We start from the raw sequence: 23596 nt of genomic DNA on the forward strand, positions 1-23596 counted from the left end.
ACTTGATATTCGGGTATACCATCTACTAGCTGTGTTTTAGAGACTGTAAACAGAAGCACTAAGCCACATGTTGATCAACTCAAGTCAAAAAACTCCCATTCTTTAACCTAAGCAAATGACTCTCACCTAATAGTATTACTGCGTCTAGATTAATGTACTAGTTTGTCCGTTGCAATGATTAGTAGATAAAAGCCATACCAAATAAAAATATTGCCAAGCGCAATGCGTGTTGCCTTGTGATTTAAGAATGTATTGAGCAACTGGGCGGTTTGGCCTACCGCTAACATGGCCGGAAAAGTGCCCAATGCAAACGCGGCCATAGTGAGTGCACCGCTCAGGCTGCTGCTCGCCTGCAGGCTCCAGGTCAGTGCTGAATAGACCAGCCCGCATGGCAGCCAGCCCCACAAGGCTCCGTATGCCAGGGCTTTGACTTTGCTGTCGATGGGGAGCAAGTATTTGTTAAGCTGCACCAGACGCTGCCAGAGCAGCCATTTTCCCGCTTTTTCCAGCCAGTTGAGCGTCGCGGCTAGGCGCATGACATAGATACCAACCAGCAGCATAAATACGCCACTCAGCACATTCAAGATGCTGGCAAACAAGGTGCTTTGCTTGGCAAATGCCGCGCCGAGCCCGGCAACCAGTGCGCCAGCCACCATGTAACTACCTAATCTGCCGAGGTTATATAGCAGTGCAGTGACAAAAGGCGACTGTTTGGTTTGGGCAAGTTGCAGGCTAGATGCGATACCACCACACATCACCAGACAATGGCCACTGCCAACCAGACCCATTACAAAGGCGCTAAACAGGCTTATCTCGGTCATTACTTTTATTGTGTTGCTCTTTATCGTCTTCGAACAGAATGCTGTGGCCCTGCTTATTCAGATCAGAAAACTGCTCGCTTTTAACAGCCCAAAAAAACACCCCGATCGCAATGATGACAAACAAGATTGCAATGGGAATAAGGATATAAATAATACTCATAGCTTCAGTAACCTCAAAGAGTTAGTGATCACCAGAATTGAGCTCGCAGACATGCCAATGACGGCCACCCAGGGTGGCACCAATCCCATCGCGGCGAGCGGTAATATAGAGCCATTGTAACAGAGTGACAAAGTGAGGTTCTGTTTTATCACCGTTTTGGTTTTCTTCGCGACCTGATGCAAGGTTTGCAGTGATTTGAGGTCGCTGTTAAGCAGCACGACATCGGCGGTATTTTTGGAAATATCAGCACCGGTTTCCATTGCAATGGATAAATGGGCACTGTTAAACACCGGGCTGTCATTCACGCCATCACCGACCATGCCCACAATATGCTGATGTGCTGACCAGGATTCGACCTGCTTTTGCTTATCCTGTGGGGAGCAGGCATTTTTGTATGTATCCAGTCCTAGCTCTAATGCTAAGTCTTTGACCGCATTGGAGCTGTCACCGCTGAGTAAGTGGCAGCTCAGGCCCTGACCCTGGGCATAATTGATGATCTCAGGGGCACTGTTTCTGACTTTGTCTGCCAGATAGAAATCTGCAATGGGCTGATCATCGACGAACAGCGTTGCCTGAGCAAATGAACTATGATTACCAAACCAGGCGGACTTACCAATGGCAACACTATGCTCGCCAAAACGGGCTTTAACACCACTGCCTGTGATGACTTCAACGTCACTCAGCTGTCTGGGGGATACCACCAGTTCAGTAAAGGCCTTGGCGATAGGGTGCTCTGAGTAGCGTTCCAGCGCGACAGCCAGTGCCATTACATCGGATTCCTGCCAGTTTTTATTAAGGACACTGACCGACTCAATAGAGAAGCGCCCCTCGGTCAGAGTACCGGTTTTGTCAAAGGCCATTCTGGTCAGCTTAGGCACCGTTTCCAGCACATGGCTTTCTTTGATCAGTATTCCTTTTCGGGTCAGTGTGGCCACGGCGCATGTTAGCGCAGTCGGGATGGCCAGGCTCAGTGCACACGGGCAAGTTGCAACTAATACCGAGATGGTGACCCAAAATGCGTGGGGGGGATCTATCTGGTACCAGGCAACTGCGGTGATAGAGGCAAATATCAACAGGCAAGCGACAAACCACTGAGCGACTTTGTCGGTGACTTCAACGATTTTAGGGCGTTTGGTCAGGGCATTGTGTTGCAGCTTAATGATTTGATTAAGCAGGGTGTTTTGACCCACTTTGTTGATTTCAATGGTGATCACCCCATCGTGGTTGATGGTGCCAGCATAGACTTGATGGGTTTGATACTTCTTAACAGGAAGGTGCTCGCCCGTCATCATAGATTCGTCAACTGTGGTAGAGCCTGAGATCAATACGCCATCGGCCGGAATGGTTTCGCCGGGCTTGATCATGATTTGGTCGCTCAGTTGCAGGCTCTTTGCTGCGACGATTTTTTGCTCGCCGTTGGGCAATAACTGACGCGCGGTCAGTGGCAGCAGTTTTTGCAGGTTGGCTGTAAATTCACTGGCTTTTAGTCGGGCCCGAAACTCCAGATATTTACCGAGCAAGAGCAAGAAGGTGAACATACAAATCGATTCAAAGTAGACTTCGCCCACCGACATCACAGTGGCGTAACAGCTTGCCGCATAGGCACCAAATATGGCCAGCGACACGGGCAAGTCCATATTGAGCTGCTTAGCTCTGAGACCTTTGATGGCATTGGTCAAAAACGGCATGGCCGAGTACAGGATCACCGGAGAGGCCAAAAACAAACTGATCCAGCGGAAGTATTGTTCGAAATTGTCTTCCATGCCGGAAAACATGCCAAAGTACATGGCAAACGCAAACATCATAACCTGCATGGTCATCAGACCTGCTACGCCAAGTCGGCGTAAATAGGCTTTGGCTACGGTTTGTTTTTGCGCGGCTTCATCATCGGCCTGAAAAGGGTAGGCCTTATAGCCAATCTGATGCAGTGACTTGATAATATCACTGAGCTTACATTGCTGAGGGTGCCACAGGATCATGGCTCTGTGAGTTGACGTGTTTACATCAACCCGGGCAACGCCTTTAAGCCCGAGCAGTTGCTTCTCAATTAACCAGGCGCAGGCTGCACAGCTTATGCCTTCAACACTGAGTAAAACTTCCTGCAATTCGCCTTGCTGGCTAACAAAATCCTGTTGAATGTCGGCATTGTCATAGCTCAACAGCTCTTTTAACTGCTCAGGTACCAGCTCTTCGACTTTGCCCGCACTGTCGGTACGAAATTTATAATAGTCGCTCATGCCCTGAGCGAGAATGGTCTCGGCGACCGCCTGACAGCCAGTGCAGCACACCGGCTGCGGCTGGCCTTCGAATTGTACATGAGCAGAAAACCCCGGCGGTACGGGCTCCAGACAATGAAAACAACTGGTTGTCATAGTGTCTACTTATATTCTGGAGAAATGGCGACTTTCTGTGTAGTGGGTAACTGAAGTTTCTCTTTAAGCTTCCAGCTTTGGTCCATAGGTTCAAGAAACACGGTAAACGCACCATAATGTGGCTCATCCAGAATCGCGGTAAATTCACCGGATGCATTGGCCAGCAGGGTGACTTCAAAATCGTATTTTTTCACGGTACGGTGATAAAACGACGCTTTGAGCGCGTTGACTTTGCTGTGGTCACCCTTGGTGAAGGTGAAGCTCACCCTGTCATCACTGACATCTATGTCACCATGTAAGTACAAAGCTTTGGCTTTATCGAACTTGCTGAGTTCAAGGTTTATGGCTTTGCCTTTTTTGTAGTAGTCGTCGACCACCATGTCCGGACCATTACCGACAGCAAAGATCACTAAAAATACGCAGGCAATGATGGTAACCAGCGGAAAAAACATTAAAAACCAAGGCCAAAAATTCTTATACCAGGGAGTAGGGTTCATAACGACTCAACAGCTTAATTTCAGTGGCAATATTCTATCTTATTTGGGGGTAAATACCTAAAAAAAAGCCTCCGATTGGAGGCTTTTTTGATCTTAAATAAACTTATAATCTATTCGATTATTTCTCCTGAGAGAGGCTGTACACGTAAGCCGTTAGCAGGTGTACTTTGTCTTCGCCCAGAATGTCTTTCCACGCTGGCATCACACCGGCACGGCCGTGACGCAGTGTTTCTTCAACAGCGCGTTGAGAACCACCGTATAACCAAATGTTGTCAGTCAAGTCAGGTGCACCAAATGGCAGGTTATGGGCAACAGAGCCTTTACCGTCCATACCGTGACAGGCCGCACACATTGCGAACTTAGCTTGACCTGCAGCTGCATCTTTTTGATTCACTTTACGACCTGATAGGCTCAGTACGTAAGCGGTCATTTCTTTGATACCCTGGTCACCCAGTGCATCTTGCCAACCTGGCATCGCAGCAACACGACCTTGCAGTAGTGTTTCTTTGATCTTGTCAGGCGTACCGCCGTACAACCAGTCATTGTCTGTCAGGTTAGGGAAGCCCATTGCACCACGTGCATCCGAGCCGTGACACTGAGCACAGTTTTGTGCAAACAGGCGCTGACCAATTTCAAGTGCTTTTTGGTCTTTTACCAGTGTTTCAATGTCTTGCTCAGCAAATGCTTTGAAGATAGGACCGAAACGCTCGTCAGCGGCTTCAAACTCTTTATCAAGTTGAACCCAGTGACCGTTTGCTTTGGCTTCTTCAATTGCCTTTTTCGACTCTTCAAGAGACGTTACGCCCTGGTTAGAGCTCGTCCAGTTCAAAAAGCCTGCAAAGTTACCCAGACCTGGGTAAGCAGCAAGATAGTAAACAGACCAGATAAATGTTGCGAAGAACATGTAAGTCCACCACTTAGGTAGTGGGTTATTAAGTTCTTCGATTCCGTCAAACTCGTGACCACAACTTTCGCCTTCTTCAACACCTGTGTAGTTTTTCAGGTTCCAAAGCAGCAGGCCAAAGATCAGAGCCAGACACGCCAAGGTCAATACGATGACCCAAATACTCCAAAAGCTAGTCATTTTTCAGACTCCTTTTCCTCGTTTGAGATTGTGTTGTTGTGTTTCTTTTCATCTTCAAAGATGGCATTGGCAGCGTCATCAAAACGACGTTTGCTACGTTTGCTGTATGCCCACACAACAATCACTATGAACAGTACTAAAATTACCAGAGTCAAAATGCCTCTGTATGTGCCGTAATCCATAACAAATTACTTCAAATGTGTGCCAAGTTGCTGAAGGTAGGCAATCAGGGCTTCCATTTCGGTTTTGCCCTTTACTGCGGCTTCAGCACCTTGAATGTCCTCATCGGTGTAAGGCACACCGAAGTTACGGAACACTTCAAGTTTCTTAGCGGTTAATTGACCGTCCAATACATTCTCATTGAGCCAAGGGTAGCCAGGCATATTTGACTCAGGTACCACAGAGCGTGGATCCATTAAGTGGGCAAAGTGCCAGTCATCAGAATAACGTTGACCAACACGCGCCAGGTCTGGACCTGTACGCTTAGAGCCCCACTGGAACGGGTGATCCCAAACAGATTCACCAGCTACAGAGTAGTGACCATAACGCTCAACTTCGTCACGGAATGGGCGGACCATCTGTGAGTGACAGTTGTAACAACCTTCACGTACATAGATGTCACGACCTTCCATTTCCAGTGCTGTGAGCGGGCGCAGGCCATCAACAGGCTGGGTAGTGTCTTTTTGGAACATCAGCGGTGTGATCTCAACGAGCGCACCGAAGCTGATGGCAAAAACCGTCAGGATAGCCATCAGGCCAACGTTCTTCTCGACGATTTCATGTTTATTTGTAGAGTTATTATTGCTCATACTCGACACCCCTTAAGCCATTTGCGTGTTAGCTTCAGTGGTCAAAGAGCCACTCTTAGCTGCCACTGTACGGTAGACGTTGTAAGCCATTACCAGCATACCAATCACGATGAATACACCGCCCAGGAATCGCATGATATAGAAAGGCTTAGACGCTTCAAGCGACTGTACGAAGCTGTACATCAAAGTACCGTCAGAGTTAACTGCACGCCACATCAGACCTTGCATTACACCTGAGATCCACATTGCTACGATGTACAGAACAACACCAACAGTGTGTAACCAGAAGTGAGTGTTAACCAGTTTAACGCTGTACATGTTAGCGTGACCAAATAGTGCAGGGATCAGGTGGTAGATAGCACCGATAGAGATCATTGCAACCCAACCCAGAGCGCCTGAGTGTACGTGGCCAACAGTCCAGTCAGTGTAGTGTGACAATGCGTTTACAGATTTGATTGCCATCATTGGACCTTCGAAGGTAGACATACCATAGAAAGACAGAGAAACAACCAGGAAACGCAGTACAGGGTCGGTGCGTAGTTTGTGCCAAGCGCCAGACAGCGTCATGATACCGTTGATCATACCACCCCAAGAAGGCACGAACAGGATCACTGACATCACCATGCCCAGAGACTGAGTCCAGTCAGGTAGTGCAGTGTAGTGAAGGTGGTGAGGACCTGCCCAAATATACAGAGAAACCAGCGCCCAGAAGTGAACAACCGATAAACGGTAAGAGTAAACAGGGCGACCTGCTTGCTTAGGTACGAAGTAGTACATCATACCCAGGAAACCAGCAGTCAGAAGGAAGCCTACCGCGTTGTGACCGTACCACCACTGAACCATAGCATCTACTGCACCCGCATAAATAGAGTATGACTTAGTCAGAGATACAGGTACCGCCATGCTGTTAACAATGTGCAGCACTGCAACGGTAATGATGAAGCCTGCATAGAACCAGTTAGCAACATAGATATGAGACACTTTACGCTTGATCAGTGTGCCGAAGAACACGACCGCATAGGTGACCCAAACAACAGCAATTGCGATGTCGATTGGCCACTCAAGTTCAGCATATTCTTTAGAAGATGTGATACCTAATGGCAAAGTGATGGCTGCTGAAAGAATGATTGCCTGCCAGCCCCAGAAAGTGAAAGCGGCTAGCTTGTCAGAGAATAAACGCGTCTGACACGTGCGCTGTACAACATAGTAAGATGTTGCAAATAGTGCACTTGTACCAAATGCGAAGATTACTGCGTTCGTGTGTAACGGACGAAGTCGAGAGTAAGTTAACCATGGAATGTCGAAGTTTAACGCAGGCCACGCAAGTTGCGCCGCGATAAATACACCTACACCCATGCCAACGATGCCCCAAATCACTGTCATTATAGCGAATTGGCGTACAACCTTATAATTGTACTCAGTTTGTGATGCTACTGTTTGGCTCATTTTCTGGATTCCGCTGCAATTAATGCGATTAGAAATGATTAACCTGTAATACAGGCCCTGTTTTTTTATTTCAACAAACCCGCTCGAGTCACATCCCGTGGAACAAAACTCTCACCAGCTTGAGAAACCCTTATTTTTGCAAGGAAATAATAATTTTTTTGCAAACGAAAAGATACTACAAACACCTAAAATAATGACATCAATCAAACTTTGTACGAGTCATTTGTTTAATGAGTACGCGAATTGCGCAATATCAAAACAAATTGCAAAACTTAACGCCAAAGGCTGGTTGAAAAGAGCAATTCCACATACACTGAACGTCTTTTCAAGATGTCACACACTAAGCATTATGCAGAAAATTCGCACACTACCTGGTGTTTTTTTAGTCACTTTCCTGACGGCCTGTTCAGACCCGAGTACTATTATACATGAAAGTTCAGAAAAAAGTGAAAGTTCGCAAACTTCCTTAAATTGTGTTGCAGCTTCGCCTTGTGTCGATGGCGAAATGTTACTTTGGAGTGCAACCGAGAAATTGCGGCCAGAATCGCCATTTGAGCTTTATTTCAACACTCAGGCTCCTGGTGTGAAGTTAAAAGCTGCCTGGTTAGAAGGCGTAACAATGTACATGGGGAAAATTCCCGTTTTCTTTGAGCAACAAGGCAGTTCACTTTGGTCTGCACAAGTGATGGTTGGGGCATGTAGTGAACCCGTAATGGAATGGCGAATGACAGTAGAAACCGTTAACCGGATTAATGGGAACGAATATGTCAAAAATGTCACATTTGCCCTTTATACTACTCAGGAATGAAATCTATGTTGTAAATCATCGTTTTTGTGTTTTATATTTGTTTACAAAGGGGCGCTGTTTGCAATGACTTTGTTACTAGTATTGGGTATATTGTAAGTTCAAAGTACCCAAATTAGCTTAGAGTCTTGTTTGACAAAAACATTCGCATAGGCAGATAAATAAAGAAAAACACGCAAGCTATTTAAGGAGACCTCTAGTGGCAAAGCGCATAAATAAATTTACTCCAGTGGCATCCACCATTGCTTTAAGTCTTGGACTCTCGGGCTGTAGCCTTTTCGAAGATGATGACAAAAATGTTCCTGTGACTACTCCCCAGGAAGTTGAAAGTACAGTGACGGCAAACTTTTCTGTATCTGTATCAGGTAAGGCGGTTAAGGGCACACTGAGTGGAGCGCAAGTGAGTGTGAAAACGCTTGATGCTCAGGGTAATATAGTTGACCTTGCATATCGTACTCAGGCAGGCGAAGAGTCGGCTACGGAAAAATCACTCAATACCGAAGACGCGAAAAAGAAAGCTGAAGAAAAACTAGTTGCTTCCAACCCGGCAGACTTCAAAACTGACCCCCGAGGTTTCTTCCAGCTGTTCGTTGACGAAAATTTCAGTGGGCCACTTTATATTACGGTCAAGACAACCAAAGATGGTGACGCATTAGTCAAATGTGATGCGTTCGTTGGTTGTGGTGAAGGGGTTGCCATAGATAATGGTGATGGCATCGTAAAAGACAATGGCAAAATCGACTTTGGCGAATGGTATAAAGACGACATCGAGTTATCCGTCGTTAAAGTCATTTCACCAAATACAGCGGCGCGCCCTGCGTCAGCTAGAAATCAACCAAGTTTTGCTGATGGGGACAATAACCAATATACGGCCAATGCAACTATTTTCACCTCTACAGCAGTTAAAATGTTGTTGGATGCAGCAGCAGAACAGGGAATAGATTCAGCAAAAGTAGGCGAGGCCAGTACCAAGGTACTTAAGGCTCTGATAGGCAATACCAAGCTCGTTGCTTCACTAACAGGAGATTTATCTCTTGGCGGCGCAGTTGATTTTACAGATGTAGGTCAGGGAGAGTCTATTGACGAAGGCGTGCTTGCACTTATTCAGGTCGCTGCATCCCTTCAGACGATAGCGGGTAAAGAAGGTAAGAGTACCAACGACGTGCTTACTGACCTGGCAAATGACGTTGGTGGTGGCGATCTGACTCAAAGTGATACCTTTAAAAAAGTCAGAGATGAAACATCCAAAGCTGCCAAAATCTTAGTTGCAATGGTGAGTAACGATGCCGCTGCGCTTGAACAAGCTTTGGTTGATGCTGGTGTTTCTGCGGAAGATGCCGCTTCAGTTGCTGATAAAGTTAACGAAGCGAAGAAAAAGGCCGTGGACAATGGCGCTACGACAGATGAAGACCTAAATAAGGATGTCGAGCAAGTTAAAGAACAGCTTGAAGATTTAGGAAACGAAGATGTTGTCGTACCTGATGAAAATGACGAAAACGATGTTGCAAACGCCGCATTGTTGATAGAGATTAATGCGAGCTCTTCACAGCTTGATACAACAGATACGGACCTGTCTCAGCTTAACGCTACTTTGACAGACGTCAAAGCGTTGGCTGAAACGCTGGACACAAAAGCGCAGGCAATCGCATACTTTGCCGCTGCCAGTGAGCTAAATGCAAGCTTCGAAGCGCAAAAAGACGCAATCGCGACTATTCTCAGCACCGAGACCACTAATATTGATGCACATATCGCAGCGGCTCAAGCGCTTGTTGAAATAGATGCTAAATATCAGCCCACTTTGGACCTAGCTGTCACTCTTAAAGAAAAGCTGACAAGTCTTGTTGAGTTCAACACCAGTTTAGCGACACAAATTGCGGAACAGTTTAGTAATGCCACTAAGGTAGTGGATGAATTTGACGTCAAGCTTGATGCATCAGCACAAGCGGCTGCGTCTGCACTTGAGTCCGCGACGACAGCAAAGGCGAGTTACACTGAGCAGGAAACACCTCTGCAAGCCCAGGTCGCTGCTGTTAAGAGCGCGGTTGAGCAAATTGTTGACTTAGACACTGCAATTGCTGCGTTGAACTTAGTGACGTCAGCTAAAACATCGTTGAGTGGTTTGACTGATTTATCACAAGATTTTTCAACTAAAGCAACGGTTGCTGTGTCCACTGCAACGGACTACAAAGCCGAAGCAGATGCTCAGGGCGAACAGGTAGAGCAAGCAACTGAAGCACTACAGAACGCGCAACAAATTAAAGCTGATGCTGATACTGCTGCGTCAAGCGTAACTTCTTATACCAGTGAGATAAATACGGCTGAGGAAACGGCTCTTGAGCGCAAGCGTGCTTTTGAGCAACAACTTGAAGACGACAAAGAGCTTAATGAAGCGCTTATCGGCCAGATCAGTGAGCAGCTTCAGATCTTAAGCGTCCCTCAGGGTGAGATCACAGGTTATGAAAGCGAGTTGGTTCAGGTGAAAGAAAAAGGCGCCAATGCCAATACCTTGGATGGTGCGACAGAGTATTACACTGCCGCTTTAACCCTTCAGACCACTGTGTCAGTTGAAAAACAAAATAGCTGGAACACGACACTGTCAGGTGTCTCTACTAAAGCTCAGGAAATTGTCAGTTCTGCGACCGCGTTGGCGAACAGAAACAGTGACTATACATCCACAAAAGACAATGCTGATGCATTGTTAGCTTCAACGGCACAAACGCAAAGTAAAGTGTCCACTTTGGTGTCTGACATTGACGCTGAGGTTATCAATGCGGCATCTAAACTCACTCTGGAGCAACAAATCGCTGCAGCACTGAAGCTCACTCAAGATGTCATTCTTGAAACGCAAGATGCAGCAGCAGAAGTGACGACTAAACAAGCTGAGTTTGAAGCCGCTTTCATTGCTGCTCAGTCTGCATTCAATGCTATTGAAAACCTGGGAACCGCTCAGCAGGCGCTTGATGCTGCAAATGCTGCTATTGCAGCCGGCGATGCGTACAAGCAAGCTGTAGCCAATTATGTTGCATTATCTAATGCTGCTGTTACCGCTGCGCAGAGTTATAAGAATTTGGTTGATAGTCGTGAAGCAGGGCAGTCGGCAATTATTCAGACTAATAGCGAGGATCCAACAGAACTGTTGGCATTAGCGAATGAATTACAAGTCAAAGCGGTTGCAGCAAATGCTGCGTTTGAACAGGACGCTCGCCCAACAGAGGCCGCTGAGCTTAAAACGCTTTCAGAAGAGAAGCGAGATGACTATGTAGCTGACAATGATCACACCGAACTTGGTAAACAAGGCACAGATAAACTCGTTAATATCAGCTTTGTTACTAAAGAGGGAGCTGATGCTGTCTTTAATGCCGGTGAGGTTATTTACGATGTCGTGAGGGATATCTGGGACTCAGGGCTTGACTCTGGTAACCACTCTGGCACAGCGCCAAACTTCCCTGACTGGACTTACAGTTATGACACGGATGAGTATAAGCTTAGCTTGACAAACACCCAGGGTGATGAGCAGATAGAGGGTATCGGACAAGTAAACTCCGGTGCTCAAAGCAAGATACTGTTCACCTGGTCTGGTTTATTGAAAGCCGATTCAGGTCAGAAAATTGAGATCCAAAGTGCAGATTTGGCAGAGTGTGAGCGCTGGTCAATCGACGCTGTCGTTACGCCAAATGCTTCCTGTACCATACTTTATGTGGATGGCAGTATCCAAAAAGTAGAAGACGCCCGTGATTTCGATATACCTCGCGCCAAGACCTTCAATTTGGTTGAGTTTGTTGATGGTCAATACGGGTTTGACGGTACCTTCTCATCTGAAGCGACGGCTGTCGATGCTCAGGGCAATCCTGTTGCGCTATTCACCGATGGTGCTATTGAGCTTGCCGATGTGACTTTGTCGGGCAGAAGTGAAGATATTGACTTCACAGCTCACTTCGACTTGCGTAACGAAAGCGACAGCAATGATTTAGGGTTAGCTAATATCATGTTGGATAACTTTAATGGTTATGTATTTAAGGTGAGCCTAATCGATGAGTCTGGTCCGTTACTGGGTGATGTGTCAATCAACAATGACACAAACCAGCCCATAAAAGTGGGTGATGTAGAAGAGGTTAACAATGGCTTCCGCATCGACTACATCAACGGAGAGTCAATTGAATACACAGATATTGATTTCTTAGGCCAGTCCAATAACTAAAGCCGGTCTAGATTAAAGAGGGGAAAGGTTAACCTTTCCCTTTTTTTTGTTAAAAGTGAAGTTTATGAAATTAAAAAAAATCTCTCCTGTACTCGCACTCTTAGGTTTGCAAGTAAGCCCGGTAGTTCACTCATCATCCGATGACATTCAATTGATCCACCATTTCCACAGTGAGATATACACAGAGGCTCAACCTGTTAAGGCATTTGTGGAAGATTTTGACAAACCATTGACTGATGGGGATAGCGCCTTTACCTACAATGTGTTTGAACTGGGTGTGAAGTACAAAGGCATTGGTCTTGGCGCACAAAGTCGTTTTGACTATTTGCTGGCCTTTGATCCGGATACTGCACTGTATACACACACAGAGAAAAATGACTTGCCATTTGAGAAACGTAATTACCGTTACTACCTGTGGGGCAGACAGGCAACGACCAATGGTGTGTTTTTAAGCTATGATTTTGAACTACTGGATAAAGCCCTGGTTATTACGCCAAAATTTACTTACTTCAAAAGTACACACTTTCAGGATGCGCGGGTAGATGGCACAATTTTTGGTGACGAGGTCGAAGGGAAATTAGACGCAGAATATTACTTTTCCAAGGACATTCTGTTTAAATCATTCACACCAACGGACAACCCAGAGGGCGATGGTTACAGTTTTGATTTGGCCTTTAGCTGGCAAATAACACCCGACCTTAAGGTGTGGGCAGCTGGTAAAGACCTGATGTATGAGACAAAGTACGAAGGCGCAGGGTTTGTTAACGGATTCACCACCGATATTCCATTTACTGAGCGAGAAGATGGGATAGACACGACACCTTCTGTCAGATTGCGCACCTCTGCGTATGACCAAGAAATAGAATACACCTTTGAGCGGGATGCCAGATACTATCTGGGTGTGAATTATCGCATCAACAGCCGTTTCTCCACCACTGTAAAAGCACGCAAGTATATTGATGATGCGTTCGTTCAGGCTAACGTTTCCTATCATTTCGGTGAAAGCTGGGAACTATTTGGTGGGTATGAAACACATAGCGAGGCCTTTGAGTTAGGTGTTAAAACTCGCTATGCAGGTATCTCTGTGAAAATGGATAATCCTGATATTGAAGATGCACATTATGTAAATTTGAATTGGTTTCTTAACCTGGCATTTTAGGGGATAAAAGGTGCAAAATATCAATAAAATCTTACCTTTGTTGTTGGCTGGCATTTTAACAGCATGCGGTGGAAGTAGTGACCCGGCCCCGACCGTGAGCGATACTGAAGCTGGGCTTGGCCACGATGTCACGCAAGTTCCCTCAGCGGCAGTGACTTTCTATTTGCCCGAGTTTGCTGATGCATCGGGTACATTGACGGTTACCGAAGTAAGCTCAAGGGAAACACAAGAGTTTACTGTCAGTGATCTAAATCAACAGACGGTCACTCTGGACGCAGGTCGCTTATATCAATTTGAATTTAGTCCAGGCGCTGGGCGAGTGCTTTGTCCCAGGAAGTTAGGGTGCGGTCGTGCGCTGCGTGACGATCCTAATGATCTCAATGGTAATGATGAAATCGACTTCGCAGAGCCAGTCTCAGCAGATGTGTCCTATTCTCTTGCGGCAAAACCGGTAGCTGGTCAGAATCAGTTATATTTTTCTTCTTATGCAACATTACTGAGTGAGTCGACTTTAGACAGCACGGTCTTGTCTTTGACCAATACGCCGATTTATCACTTGAGCCACAGTCGTTTAAATAAGTCTTTACAGGCGGAGTATGCAGCCCAAGCCTTTACCTATGCTGATATCATGAGGCAGCTTAATACCCAGGGCAGCGAAGGTGACGTTATTCCTCCCTTGAGTGATGCATTTGACCTTGCTTATACGAGCAATGACTACACGCTTTGGCAAACCTACATTAATGAAGTTAACCAGTATTTTATGGAAGAGCTGTTAGACGAAAAAGGCAGTAAGTTGTTTGCTGGTGTTGTCGATCAGGTATTGCTCATGACCAATGAAGCGATGCAGCTACAGGATATTGAAACGTTAAAAGACTCTGAAACTGTGTTCAATAATAACTTGCTCAACCACTTTCGGGATTCTCTGGGCGTAGTTCGCCTTCAGGAAGAAAAGTATAGCGCAGAGCTGGATGTTAAGTTGAGCGAGATAGAAAGACTGGTTTCAAACGAAGTGGCTCAAGAGTCATTTTTGGTCCTCTCTGAAGCGGTATATGACGTTGTAAACAATGTCTCTCCAGCCCGTAACTCTGAACCAGGTAGCTATCAGGTTGGTGATCTCGACATAGTGTTTACCACAGAACCATCGTTTGCTTGGCGGGTAACAGGTACAAACAGAGAGTTTGAGGTCAGCATGGACGTGACTTCGTCCGAATGGCGTAAAAGCCCAACTTTAGGAGACCGTATTTCGGCGAGCGGTGTGGTATCTGTTCGTAAAGGTAACGTGTCTTTAGAGGCTGATTTGAGTGATATCTTTTTATTGTTTGATGGCTCGTTTGATGCAGACAACCTGCAAATGGCGACAGGTACTTCTCGCTTTGCCGGGAAGGTCAGCTTACAAACGGCGGCCTCGACCACCAAAGCGGATATGAGGCTGCGTTTAAACCGGGTGTTATCTCCTCGCAATACGGTTGAAAGTATCATTGCCAATTTACGTTTGCGTGGTGACTTTGAAACCGTAAATCAGGTAACACCGGTTACAGTATATGCCGCTGAGCAATCGCCTTTCGAGTTTGACACAATGTTGGACTTAGTATTCGGGTTGCATGTTGACTTTGACCTCAAGGGGGCGCCAGATTTTCAACTGCAATTGGCAGCGGACCCGGCAAATTTCACAAATTTAAACTCAGCTGAGATCTCCTACCTGCTTGGTGGCAAGGTGATGCAGTTGGATGTTCGTCGCTCGGGTGATAACAATAGCATTGTTGCGCAAGGCAAAGACGGCTACTGGCTGGATGTAAAACAAAAAGGACGTAACTTCACCGGTGGATACTATTATGGTGATCAGCTGATTGGTGACGTGAAAACAGTACGTGGGATCCCTGGAGTACTGTTTCCGGACGGAAGCTTTGAATCTCTGTTCTGAATGTATGCTTGCTGTTAGAATCACTGACTTCTAGTAAAAGGGCCCGCGGGCCCTTTTGACGTTTGACAGGGGCCAGGTTTGAACAAACAGCACGTTATTGAACATTTAAGATTTGCTTTGGAGCGTAAACTTCATGAGGCACAAGAGGCTGCGGATAGTGCCCGCGCAGATGCGATACACGAGCAAAGCGCAGCAGAAACTCAGTACGACTCGCTGAGCATTGAGTCCGGTTACCTAGCCGAAGGACAGAGTGAGCGGGTCGACCAGGCACACCATGCAATCTTGGCATTTGAGCAGATTTATTCGGTCAGTCGGCCTGCTGCTGTTCAGGTAGGTGCTTTGGTTGAGTTGGCTGACGAGCAAGACGATCGCCATTGGTTTTTTATGGGTCCGTGTGAGGGGGGTCTGAAAGTGACATTGGATAACAAAGACGTCAGAGTCATTACCCAGGCTGCCCCCATCGGGCAGGCATTGCGCGACCGTCGTATTGGTGAAGAGGTCGAATTTCATTTTAATGGCACGACTCAGTGGTTAGAGGTACTGAACTTGTTGTGATCAGGAGAACAGTTTTTTCCTGACTACCTGTCGGTACTGACTCGGAGTCTGATTCATTGTACTTTTGAATACTCTGCTCAGCTGTCCCTGGGAGTTGAACCCACAAGCGAGCGCTATTTCCTGAATACTGAGGTTGGTTGAGGCCAACAGCTCGGTAACCTGGCGGACCCGGACAGTTTGTAAATAGTTTGCGGCAGTCTGGCCGGTAGCAGCCTTAAAACGGCGGTTAAAGGTGCGGTAACTCATGCCAAACTGCTTAGCGACATCAGGAAAGGTGATTTCATCAGCGCAATTGTTGCGTAGCCAAAATTGGATAGAGGCTATCTGTTCATCACTGTGCCGGTCGACAGCACCTTCAAGATATCTTTGTTCTTCATAGGGTTTACGCACTTCGTGAGAAAAATTTTGTTGTACGTGATTGGCAGCTTCCTGGCCATAAAACTGGGCGATGAAATGCACAATCACATCAGCCAGTGCGTTCAGGCTTGCTACCGTATATAAGCGATCTGACTGAGTAATAAAGTAGTCCGGGCGCAATGCAACCAGCGGATAGCTGCGTTTGAACTGCTCTGCGTAATGCCAGTGGGTTGTTGCTGAGTGGCCATCCAGGATCCCGGATTGCGCTAAAAAGCAGACACCTGTTCCAACTCCTATGAGGGTAGCACCTTCTCGCCGAGCATCCGCCAGATTTGCAACCAAAGAAGCATTTTTTCTCAGCACCGGACGCGGGTTACGCCAGATACTTGGGATGATGATGTAGTCGAAGTCGCTTAGCGCGCTGAAGCTGGCATGTGCAGAAAATGGCACGCCCATTGACGAATGAACAGTCTCTCCCGACTCACTGAGCCAGGCAATTTCAAGGGGTATAAACTCATGACCAAGGTGACGTCTTGCAAAGGCTTCGCCAGCACGCAGCATTTCTACAGGTAATGTCACGCTGGTGATCAGCATTTGCTCATAAAGTGTAAAGGCAATACGGTGCGTGTAAGTGCTCATCTCATCCGACCTCTTTTTGGTGGCGTATTTTGCTCGTTGTGTGGCGAAAAATGTAAAGTATCATAATTATCTTCGTTCTAGAATCGTATCATTAGTATTTGTTGATAAGAGATTGATATGACAGCATTACCAATTATCGTAGGTATGGGCGGCGTGAATGCAGCCGGCAGAACCTCGTTCCACCAAGGCTACCGTCGCATTGTATTAGACAGCCTGGATGATGCTGCAAGACAGGAAACCTTTCTCGGTCTGGCAACCTTGATGAATTTGGTTTCATTACAGGGCTCAGACCTGGTCACTGCGCAGGGAGAAGTCATTCAGCCTGAGCAAATTGAGGCACGTTTTGGTCAGCAGATCATCGCAGGCACCTTGATCCGTAAAATCGAAAAAACACATTTTGACGTTGATGCAACGCATTGGCAGCAAAAGCTGACTATGCAGGCAAATGACGGCACAGGTTTAACATTTACCTGTCGTAAGCGCGACTTGCCAACACCGGTTCCGTCAAGCTGGCAGATTGAAATGCTGGATGAGAAAACGGCGCAGGTGCTGATCCCTGAGCAACTCGAAGTGAAGGTCGATAGTTACAGAGACAACCCAATTAAAGCAGCAGGTCAGTTGCCTACAGGGTTCGACCCTTCAGTTATGTACAATAGTCGTTATCAGCCACGAGGTCTGCAGGCAACAATCTTTGCAGCGACTGATGCGGTTCGCTCAACCGGCCTTGACTGGCAAACTGTAATGAACAGTGTTGAGCCGGATCAAATCGGCACCTATTCGGCTTCCGTGGTTGGTCAGGTTAATGATGAAGGCTTGGGAGGCCTTTTCCGCAGCCGCATGAAAGGGGAGCGGGTTAGCACTAAGCAATTGGCACTGGGCCTCAATACCATGTCGACGGACTTCATTAATGCCTATGTAACTGGCAGCGTGGGGACGACTTTCTCAACTTCGGGTGCTTGTGCGACCTTTTTGTACAATCTGCGTGCAGCAGTCAATGATATTCAGGCGGGCCGTACCCGGGTTGCCGTGGTGGCCAGCGTCGAATGTGCGTTAACCCCGGAAGTGATAGAGGGCTTTGGCAATATGGGTGCGTTGGCTAATGAAGAAGGCCTGCGTAAACTGGACAACACTGATGAGGTTGACTATCGTCGCACCAGCCGTCCATTTGGCGAAAACTGTGGTTTTACCATTGGCGAGGGCGCTCAGGTTGCCATCCTGATGGATGATAAGTTAGCGCTGGAGCTGGGGGCTGATATTATGGGCTCAGTGGCAGATGTGTACGTCAATGCTGATGGAGTTAAAAAATCTATTACCGCGCCTGGCCCGGGGAATTATATTACCATGGCTAAGTCTGTGGCACTCGCCGAACAAATTGCAGGCACAGAAGCTTTACAGCAGCGCAGCTTTATTTTGGCACATGGTTCAAGTACGCCACAAAACCGCGTGACAGAGTCGTTTATCTACCATCGCATTGCAGAGACCTTTGCGATCGAGGGGTGGAAAGTGGCTGCACCTAAAGCGTTTGTTGGCCATACGATTGGCCCGGCGTCCGGTGATCAGTTAGCAATGGCGCTGGGTATTTTTAGCCATCAGATCATGCCAGGCGTGACGACCATAGATGCGGTTGCTGAGGATGTTTATGATCAACACCTGGACATTCGCACGCATCATTATCACTGTGGACAAATGGACATTGCTTTTATTAACTCCAAAGGGTTTGGTGGTAACAATGCAACCGCAACCATATTGTCACCAGCGATGACTTTGAAGATGTTATCTAAACGCTACGATGAAGCCGAGTTTGCGCAGCACAGCGCCAAGCTGGCAGAAACCAAGCAACAGCAAGCGCGCTACCAGCAGGCAGCTGACTTGGGTCAGTATGAGCTTATCTACCGATTTGGTGATGGCATGATTGATGAGGCGCAGTTGCAGTTGAGCAAGGAATCATTGAGCATCCCTGGCTTCGACAAGGCCGTTAAGCTAAGCGTCAATAACCTTTATGGCGATCTGGCTGATTAGAATACTATGTTAAGCAAGCAAAAGGCGCGTTAGCGCCTTTTTTTGTGGTTACTTTATATGTTGCGCGTGGAAATCTAAGTGCGCGTCGATAAACGAGGAAATAAAGAAGTAACTATGGTCATATCCAGGGTGCATAGTCAGTACAAGCGGATAGTCCACAGCCTGAGCTGCCTGAACTAAGGTCTCTGGCTTGAGCTGCTCGACTAGGAACTGATCGGTTTCGCCCTGATCAACCCGAATGGGTACTCTCAGACCTTCCTGACTTTGTCTCAGCAGATGGCAGGCGTCGTAAGCATACCAGGGTGTTTGATCTTCCCCAAGATAGCCCGTAAAGGCCTTTTTACCCCAGGGGCAATCAATAGGGTTAGCAATGGGACTGAATGCCGAGATACTGAGGTAACGGGTTGGGTTTTTCAGCCCTACCACCAGCGCACCATGGCCACCCATAGAATGCCCGGTAATGGCACGCTTCGTGGATACCGGGAAGTGCTGCTCGATTAAGGCCGGCAGCTCTTCGCTGACATAGCTGTACATCTGATAATGTTTATCATACGGCGGCTGCGTGGCATTGACATAGAAGCCTGCACCCAAACCAAAGTCATAGCTTTTGTCCGGGTCATCGGCCACATCTTCACCACGCGGCGACGTATCCGGTGCCACAATGGCGATGCCCAACTCGTTAGCCCGTTTAAACGCGCCCGCCTTTTGCATAAAGTTCTCATCAGTACAGGTCAATCCCGACAGCCAGTACAGCACAGGTACTGGCTGGTCGCTATTGGCCTGCTCAGGCAAGAAGATAGCAAAGGTCATGTCACAGTGAGTATGCAGGCTTCGATGACGGTAACGTCGATGCCAGCCCCCGGCAACTTTATTTTCGCTCACTAATTCCATATGGCTTCCTCAGAAATGGATCACTGAACGAATGCTCTTGCCCTGATGCATCAGCTCAAACGCTTCGTTGATATCATCCAGCGACATAGTGTGGGTAATGAAATCATCCAGCTTAAACTCACCCGCCAGATAGCGCTCAACGATTTCTGGCAGTTCAGAGCGACCTTTCACTCCGCCAAAGGCAGTGCCACGCCAGACGCGTCCTGTTACCAGTTGGAAAGGACGGGTAGAAATTTCCTGACCGGCACCGGCAACCCCGATGATCACAGACTCACCCCAGCCTTTGTGACAACATTCCAGGGCACTGCGCATCACATTAACGTTACCAATACATTCAAATGAAAAGTCAACGCCACCGTCGGTCATCTCGACAATGACCTCCTGAATGGGTTTGTCGTAGTCATTTGGGTTGATGACATCGGTTGCGCCAAGCTTTTGTGCCAGTGGGTATTTGTCTGTGTTGATATCTACGCCGATGATCCGGCTGGCACCCGCCATAACCGCACCGATCACCGCCGACAAGCCAATACCGCCTAAACCAAAGATAGCAACGGTATCACCGGGTTGCACTTTGGCAGTATTCATTACCGCGCCCATGCCGGTGGTAACACCACAACCCAGCAGGCAGATCTCTTCAAGCGGCGCCTCTTTGTTGACTTTCGCCAGAGAAATTTCAGGCAACACGGTATATTCAGAGAAAGTGGAGGTGCCCATGTAGTGATAAATGGGTTCGCCGTCTTTATAAAAGCGGGTAGTGCCGTCCGGCATCACCCCTTTGCCCTGAGTGGTACGGATCTTCTGGCATAAGTTTGTTTTGCCAGAAGTACAAAATTTACACTCACCACATTCAGGCGTATAAAGTGGGATCACATGATCACCGACGGCAACACTGGTGACACCTTCGCCCACTGCTTCAACAATACCGCCGCCTTCGTGGCCTAAAATGGCCGGAAAAACGCCTTCTGGATCATCGCCCGACAAGGTAAATGCGTCTGTGTGACACACGCCGGTGGCAACAATTTTGACCAGTACTTCGCCTGCTTTAGGCATCATTACATCCACTTCTTCAATACTGAGTGGTTGTCCCGGTCCCCAGGCAATTGCCGCCCGTGATTTAATAAATTCAGCCATTATTACTCCAGTTTTGTAGTGTGAAAACAAAAGTATAACTTGCTGTGAGAGTTTGATAATCTTAAAAAATAAGAAAGACTTTTACGTATTTGTAATAATGGACAGATGGTCAGGTTTAGATGAGTTTGTCGCGGTGGCGACGTGTGGTTCTTTTACCGGTGCAGCGCAGCAGTTAGATACGTCGGTGGCGCAGGTGAGCCGCCGGGTTAAAACCTTAGAATCGGAGCTTGGCTATCAGCTACTGACCCGGACCACGCGCAATCTGGCACTGACACCCGAAGGCCAGATATTCCTGGGTCATGCCCGATTACTGCAACATGCCTACGAGGAGGCCACCGCAGCATTGCGACAAAGAGACAGTGAACCTACGGGCAAAATCAGGCTGACGGCACCTGTGATGTACGGCGAGCAATACATTATGCCGCTGGTACATCAGTTTATGTGTCGTTTTCCCTCCGTTACTGTTGAAATGGAACTGACTAACGCACAGCTGGATCTTGTGGAGCAGGGGGTTGATCTGGCTATCCGCATTGGCCAGCTCAAAGATTCTTCGCTGCACGCAAAGCGCCTGTCTCAGCGGCGCACTCTGGTTTGCGTGTCACCTGAGTACCTCCAGCAACAGGGTCCTATCACTTCCATCAGAGATCTGGCCAGGCAGAATTGTCTGCTCGGTAATACGCAATATTGGCGTTTTATGGACCACGGTGTTGAGCGACATGTCAAGGTGACAGGTACGCTGCGCTGTAATAGCGGCTGGGCGCTGCTTGATGCGGCAAAGCAGGGACTGGGGGTAGTGCAGTTGCCACACTATTACGTGCAAGATGCCATTGAGTGCAAAGAGTTAGTGACCGTGCTGGATGATTTCACACCCAAAGAGGAAGGGATCTGGGCGGTTTACCCACCCAGAAAATACCTGTCGACCGCCATCCGTGCGCTGATAGACTTTTTGGCGCAGTCGCTTTAAGCCTGAATGCTATTTTCCTCCATGGCTTCCAGCGCTCTGGTCAATGCCTGCTCGCGGCTTTTACAGAATGCATGATCCCCCAGCTTGCTGCGAATATCAAACTTCTGTAGCTGTTCACTGGTGTCCTTGTTTGGTGAGTAAATAAACACCTGACAGTTGGCATCCAGTGCGTCGCTGATGGCATTTTCAATGGCCAGGCTGACGGTCACATCGAGCATGGCCACATCGCTTAAATCCAGTACCATACTCTTGTACTCACCGATATGGCGGTGCTGGCGGGTTATGGCCTTTGACACGCTGAAGATCATCGGGCCCGACAGGTAAAAGAACAAAAGCTGACCTTTTGCCTGTTCCAGCAGGGCGCGCTCGTGTGTTGATAAAGGCACGTCTTCATCGGCATCACCATCGCTGATGGCTTTTACATGCTGTTCCTGAACTCGGCTCAGGCGCTCTATCACCATAATATTGGAAATAAAGACACCCAGACCCACCGCAACCATGAGATCAACAAATACGGTCAGCAACATCACACCATACATAATGGCCATCTGGCTGATGCTGAGTTTGTGCGCACGCTGAATAAAGCTCCAGTCGAGGATATTGATCCCGACATAAACAGCGATACCAGCAAGCACTGCCATGGGAATCGGTTCTGTCAGGCTCCCAGCCACAAAGACCACAGCCATCAGGATCAGTGCCCGGAAAATCCCTGCAAGCGGAGAGCGCGCGCCGACCTGGATATTTACCACTGTGCCCATGGTGGCTCCTGCGCCCGGCAGGGCACCAAAGAAACCGGCGATCATATTGGCCACACCCTGACCACGCAGTTCTTTGTCGGAGTCATGTTCGGTGCGGGTCAAACTGTCTCCGATAACCGCGGTAAGCAAGGTATCGATACAGCCCAATGTACCCAGTACCAGCGCGTCGATCACCATTTCAGTAAACAGTTCGGGTGTAAAAGTCGGCCAGACTATTTCGGGCAAACCGCTTGGGATCTCGCCAATACGACGAATGCTATCGGTATCGAAAAGTACAATAGAGATCAGGGTTACCACTACCAGAGCAACCAGCTGAGCGGGCACGTACTGGCGATACTTCTTAGGCATATAGAACAACACCGCCAGGGTCAGAATACCTAAAAAGAGTTCGGAAAAATGTAGATTAAGAAATAACTCGGGGAAAGCGGATAAGGTACCGGGAACGCCGCCTGGCGGCGCTTGGTGGCCAAGCAAAGGTGCCAGCTGCAGGATGATCAGTATGACGCCAATGCCCGACATAAACCCGGAAACCACACTATAGGGCATCAGGGTGACATATTTACCGAGTTTGAGGGTGCCGAGTAATATCTGGAATGCCCCGGCCATCATCACCACAGTGAACGCCATTGCCGGTCCGGCTTCGGGGTATTTTGACACCATAGTGGTCAACACTGCTGTCATAATGACCGTCATCGGGCCAGTTGGCTCGGAGATCAGGGAAGTTGAACCGCCAAACAAGGCAGCGAAGAGGCCAACGAGAATTGCGCCCCACATGCCGGCTTCAGCTCCGGCGCCGGATGCCACGCCAAAGGCGAGGGCGAGTGGTAGGGAAATGATTGCAGTGGTCACACCACCGAACAAATCTCCCTTTAAATTCATATGTTTAAATCTTGATAACGAAAACATTGAAGGTCCATACCGCGAGATTTGCCGCATTCTACACTAAAACCTAAGGTAATTTAGGGCCGCATTAAAAAAATTTTACACTTTTTTTTGGGGTCAAAGGTATG

19 protein-coding genes are annotated in these 23596 nt (G+C 47.8%); 7 read left to right on the plus strand and 12 right to left on the minus strand.

What is annotated here, in order from left to right; genetic code table 11:
* Nucleotides 1–149 precede the first annotated feature (149 nt).
* The 8 genes from L1285_RS12025 to ccoN all read right to left on the minus strand — a co-directional run bounded on the left by L1285_RS12025 (nucleotide 150) and on the right by ccoN (nucleotide 7189).
* Complete coding sequence (locus L1285_RS12025; RefSeq protein ID WP_235412518.1) at nucleotides 150–821, minus strand: sulfite exporter TauE/SafE family protein; 672 nt, start codon at nucleotides 819–821, stop codon at nucleotides 150–152.
* The gene (gene ccoS / locus L1285_RS12030; protein WP_054013844.1) at nucleotides 799–981 is read right to left on the minus strand and encodes a cbb3-type cytochrome oxidase assembly protein CcoS; all 183 of its coding nucleotides are present in this window, start codon (nucleotides 979–981) and stop codon (nucleotides 799–801) included. Before ccoS ends, L1285_RS12025 begins: the two co-directional genes overlap by 23 nt.
* Complete coding sequence (locus tag L1285_RS12035; RefSeq protein ID WP_235412519.1) at nucleotides 978–3353, minus strand: heavy metal translocating P-type ATPase; 2376 nt, start codon at nucleotides 3351–3353, stop codon at nucleotides 978–980. The genes ccoS and L1285_RS12035 overlap by 4 nt, the downstream gene beginning before the upstream one ends.
* A gap of 5 nt (nucleotides 3354–3358) precedes the next feature.
* Entirely contained in the window at nucleotides 3359–3850 is a 492-nt protein-coding gene (locus L1285_RS12040; RefSeq protein WP_046003243.1) for a FixH family protein, read from the minus strand.
* 118 nt (nucleotides 3851–3968) lie between these two features.
* Complete coding sequence (ccoP, locus tag L1285_RS12045; RefSeq protein ID WP_046003242.1) at nucleotides 3969–4934, minus strand: cytochrome-c oxidase, cbb3-type subunit III; 966 nt, start codon at nucleotides 4932–4934, stop codon at nucleotides 3969–3971.
* Nucleotides 4931–5116, minus strand: a complete 186-nt coding sequence (locus tag L1285_RS12050; RefSeq protein WP_010373992.1) for a cbb3-type cytochrome oxidase subunit 3 — start codon at nucleotides 5114–5116, stop codon at nucleotides 4931–4933. Before L1285_RS12050 ends, ccoP begins: the two co-directional genes overlap by 4 nt.
* 6 nt (nucleotides 5117–5122) lie before the next feature.
* Nucleotides 5123–5743, minus strand: coding sequence for a cytochrome-c oxidase, cbb3-type subunit II (gene ccoO, locus L1285_RS12055; protein ID WP_046003241.1), 621 nt, complete (start codon nucleotides 5741–5743; stop codon nucleotides 5123–5125).
* Between the two features lie 12 nt (nucleotides 5744–5755).
* Nucleotides 5756–7189, minus strand: a complete 1434-nt coding sequence (ccoN, locus tag L1285_RS12060) for a cytochrome-c oxidase, cbb3-type subunit I (protein ID WP_235412520.1) — start codon at nucleotides 7187–7189, stop codon at nucleotides 5756–5758.
* 97 nt (nucleotides 7190–7286) lie between these two features.
* Between ccoN and L1285_RS12065 the strand changes: the two genes are divergently transcribed.
* The 5 genes from L1285_RS12065 (at nucleotide 7287) to L1285_RS12085 (ending at nucleotide 15827) form a co-directional block, all read left to right on the plus strand.
* Nucleotides 7287–7997 (plus strand): hypothetical protein, encoded by a 711-nt coding sequence (locus tag L1285_RS12065; protein WP_235412521.1) that lies wholly within the window; start codon nucleotides 7287–7289, stop codon nucleotides 7995–7997.
* Nucleotides 7998–8193: 196 nt separating this feature from the next.
* A complete protein-coding gene (locus L1285_RS12070; RefSeq protein WP_235412522.1) occupies nucleotides 8194–12192 on the plus strand; it encodes a hypothetical protein in 3999 nt (1332 codons plus the stop codon).
* Between the two features lie 64 nt (nucleotides 12193–12256).
* Nucleotides 12257–13351 (plus strand): hypothetical protein, encoded by a 1095-nt coding sequence (locus tag L1285_RS12075; RefSeq protein ID WP_235412523.1) that lies wholly within the window; start codon nucleotides 12257–12259, stop codon nucleotides 13349–13351.
* Between the two features lie 10 nt (nucleotides 13352–13361).
* Nucleotides 13362–15272: a hypothetical protein gene (locus L1285_RS12080; protein ID WP_235412524.1), complete on the plus strand. Its 1911-nt coding sequence runs from the start codon at nucleotides 13362–13364 to the stop codon at nucleotides 15270–15272.
* Between the two features lie 78 nt (nucleotides 15273–15350).
* Nucleotides 15351–15827 carry a GreA/GreB family elongation factor gene (locus L1285_RS12085; protein ID WP_046003236.1) on the plus strand — a complete coding sequence of 159 codons (477 nt, stop codon included), beginning with the start codon at nucleotides 15351–15353 and terminating at the stop codon, nucleotides 15825–15827.
* Here the strand turns inward: L1285_RS12085 and L1285_RS12090 are convergent, their stop codons facing one another.
* Entirely contained in the window at nucleotides 15828–16823 is a 996-nt protein-coding gene (locus L1285_RS12090; protein ID WP_046003235.1) for a GlxA family transcriptional regulator, read from the minus strand. It lies immediately after the preceding gene.
* Between the two features lie 117 nt (nucleotides 16824–16940).
* Here L1285_RS12090 and L1285_RS12095 point away from each other — a divergent pair, with 117 nt between their 5' ends.
* Nucleotides 16941–18842 carry a beta-ketoacyl synthase gene (locus tag L1285_RS12095; RefSeq protein WP_235412525.1) on the plus strand — a complete coding sequence of 634 codons (1902 nt, stop codon included), beginning with the start codon at nucleotides 16941–16943 and terminating at the stop codon, nucleotides 18840–18842.
* Between the two features lie 48 nt (nucleotides 18843–18890).
* Here the strand turns inward: L1285_RS12095 and fghA are convergent, their stop codons facing one another.
* Nucleotides 18891–19733 (minus strand): S-formylglutathione hydrolase, encoded by an 843-nt coding sequence (gene fghA, locus L1285_RS12100; protein ID WP_235412526.1) that lies wholly within the window; start codon nucleotides 19731–19733, stop codon nucleotides 18891–18893.
* Nucleotides 19734–19742: 9 nt separating this feature from the next.
* Nucleotides 19743–20867, minus strand: coding sequence for an S-(hydroxymethyl)glutathione dehydrogenase/class III alcohol dehydrogenase (locus tag L1285_RS12105; RefSeq protein ID WP_275041922.1), 1125 nt, complete (start codon nucleotides 20865–20867; stop codon nucleotides 19743–19745).
* Between the two features lie 94 nt (nucleotides 20868–20961).
* On the opposite strand from L1285_RS12105, the gene L1285_RS12110 reads away from it, so the two are divergent.
* The gene (locus L1285_RS12110) at nucleotides 20962–21828 is read left to right on the plus strand and encodes a LysR family transcriptional regulator (RefSeq protein WP_235412527.1); all 867 of its coding nucleotides are present in this window, start codon (nucleotides 20962–20964) and stop codon (nucleotides 21826–21828) included.
* Here L1285_RS12110 and L1285_RS12115 read toward each other — a convergent pair.
* Nucleotides 21825–23492, minus strand: coding sequence for a SulP family inorganic anion transporter (locus L1285_RS12115; RefSeq protein WP_235412528.1), 1668 nt, complete (start codon nucleotides 23490–23492; stop codon nucleotides 21825–21827). The two genes, L1285_RS12110 and L1285_RS12115, sit on opposite strands and share 4 nt — an antisense overlap.
* Nucleotides 23493–23596: the final 104 nt, after the last annotated feature.

The organism is Pseudoalteromonas sp. DL2-H2.2 (genome assembly GCF_021532535.1).
Classification (GTDB): Bacteria; Pseudomonadota; Gammaproteobacteria; order Enterobacterales; family Alteromonadaceae; genus Pseudoalteromonas; species Pseudoalteromonas rubra_A.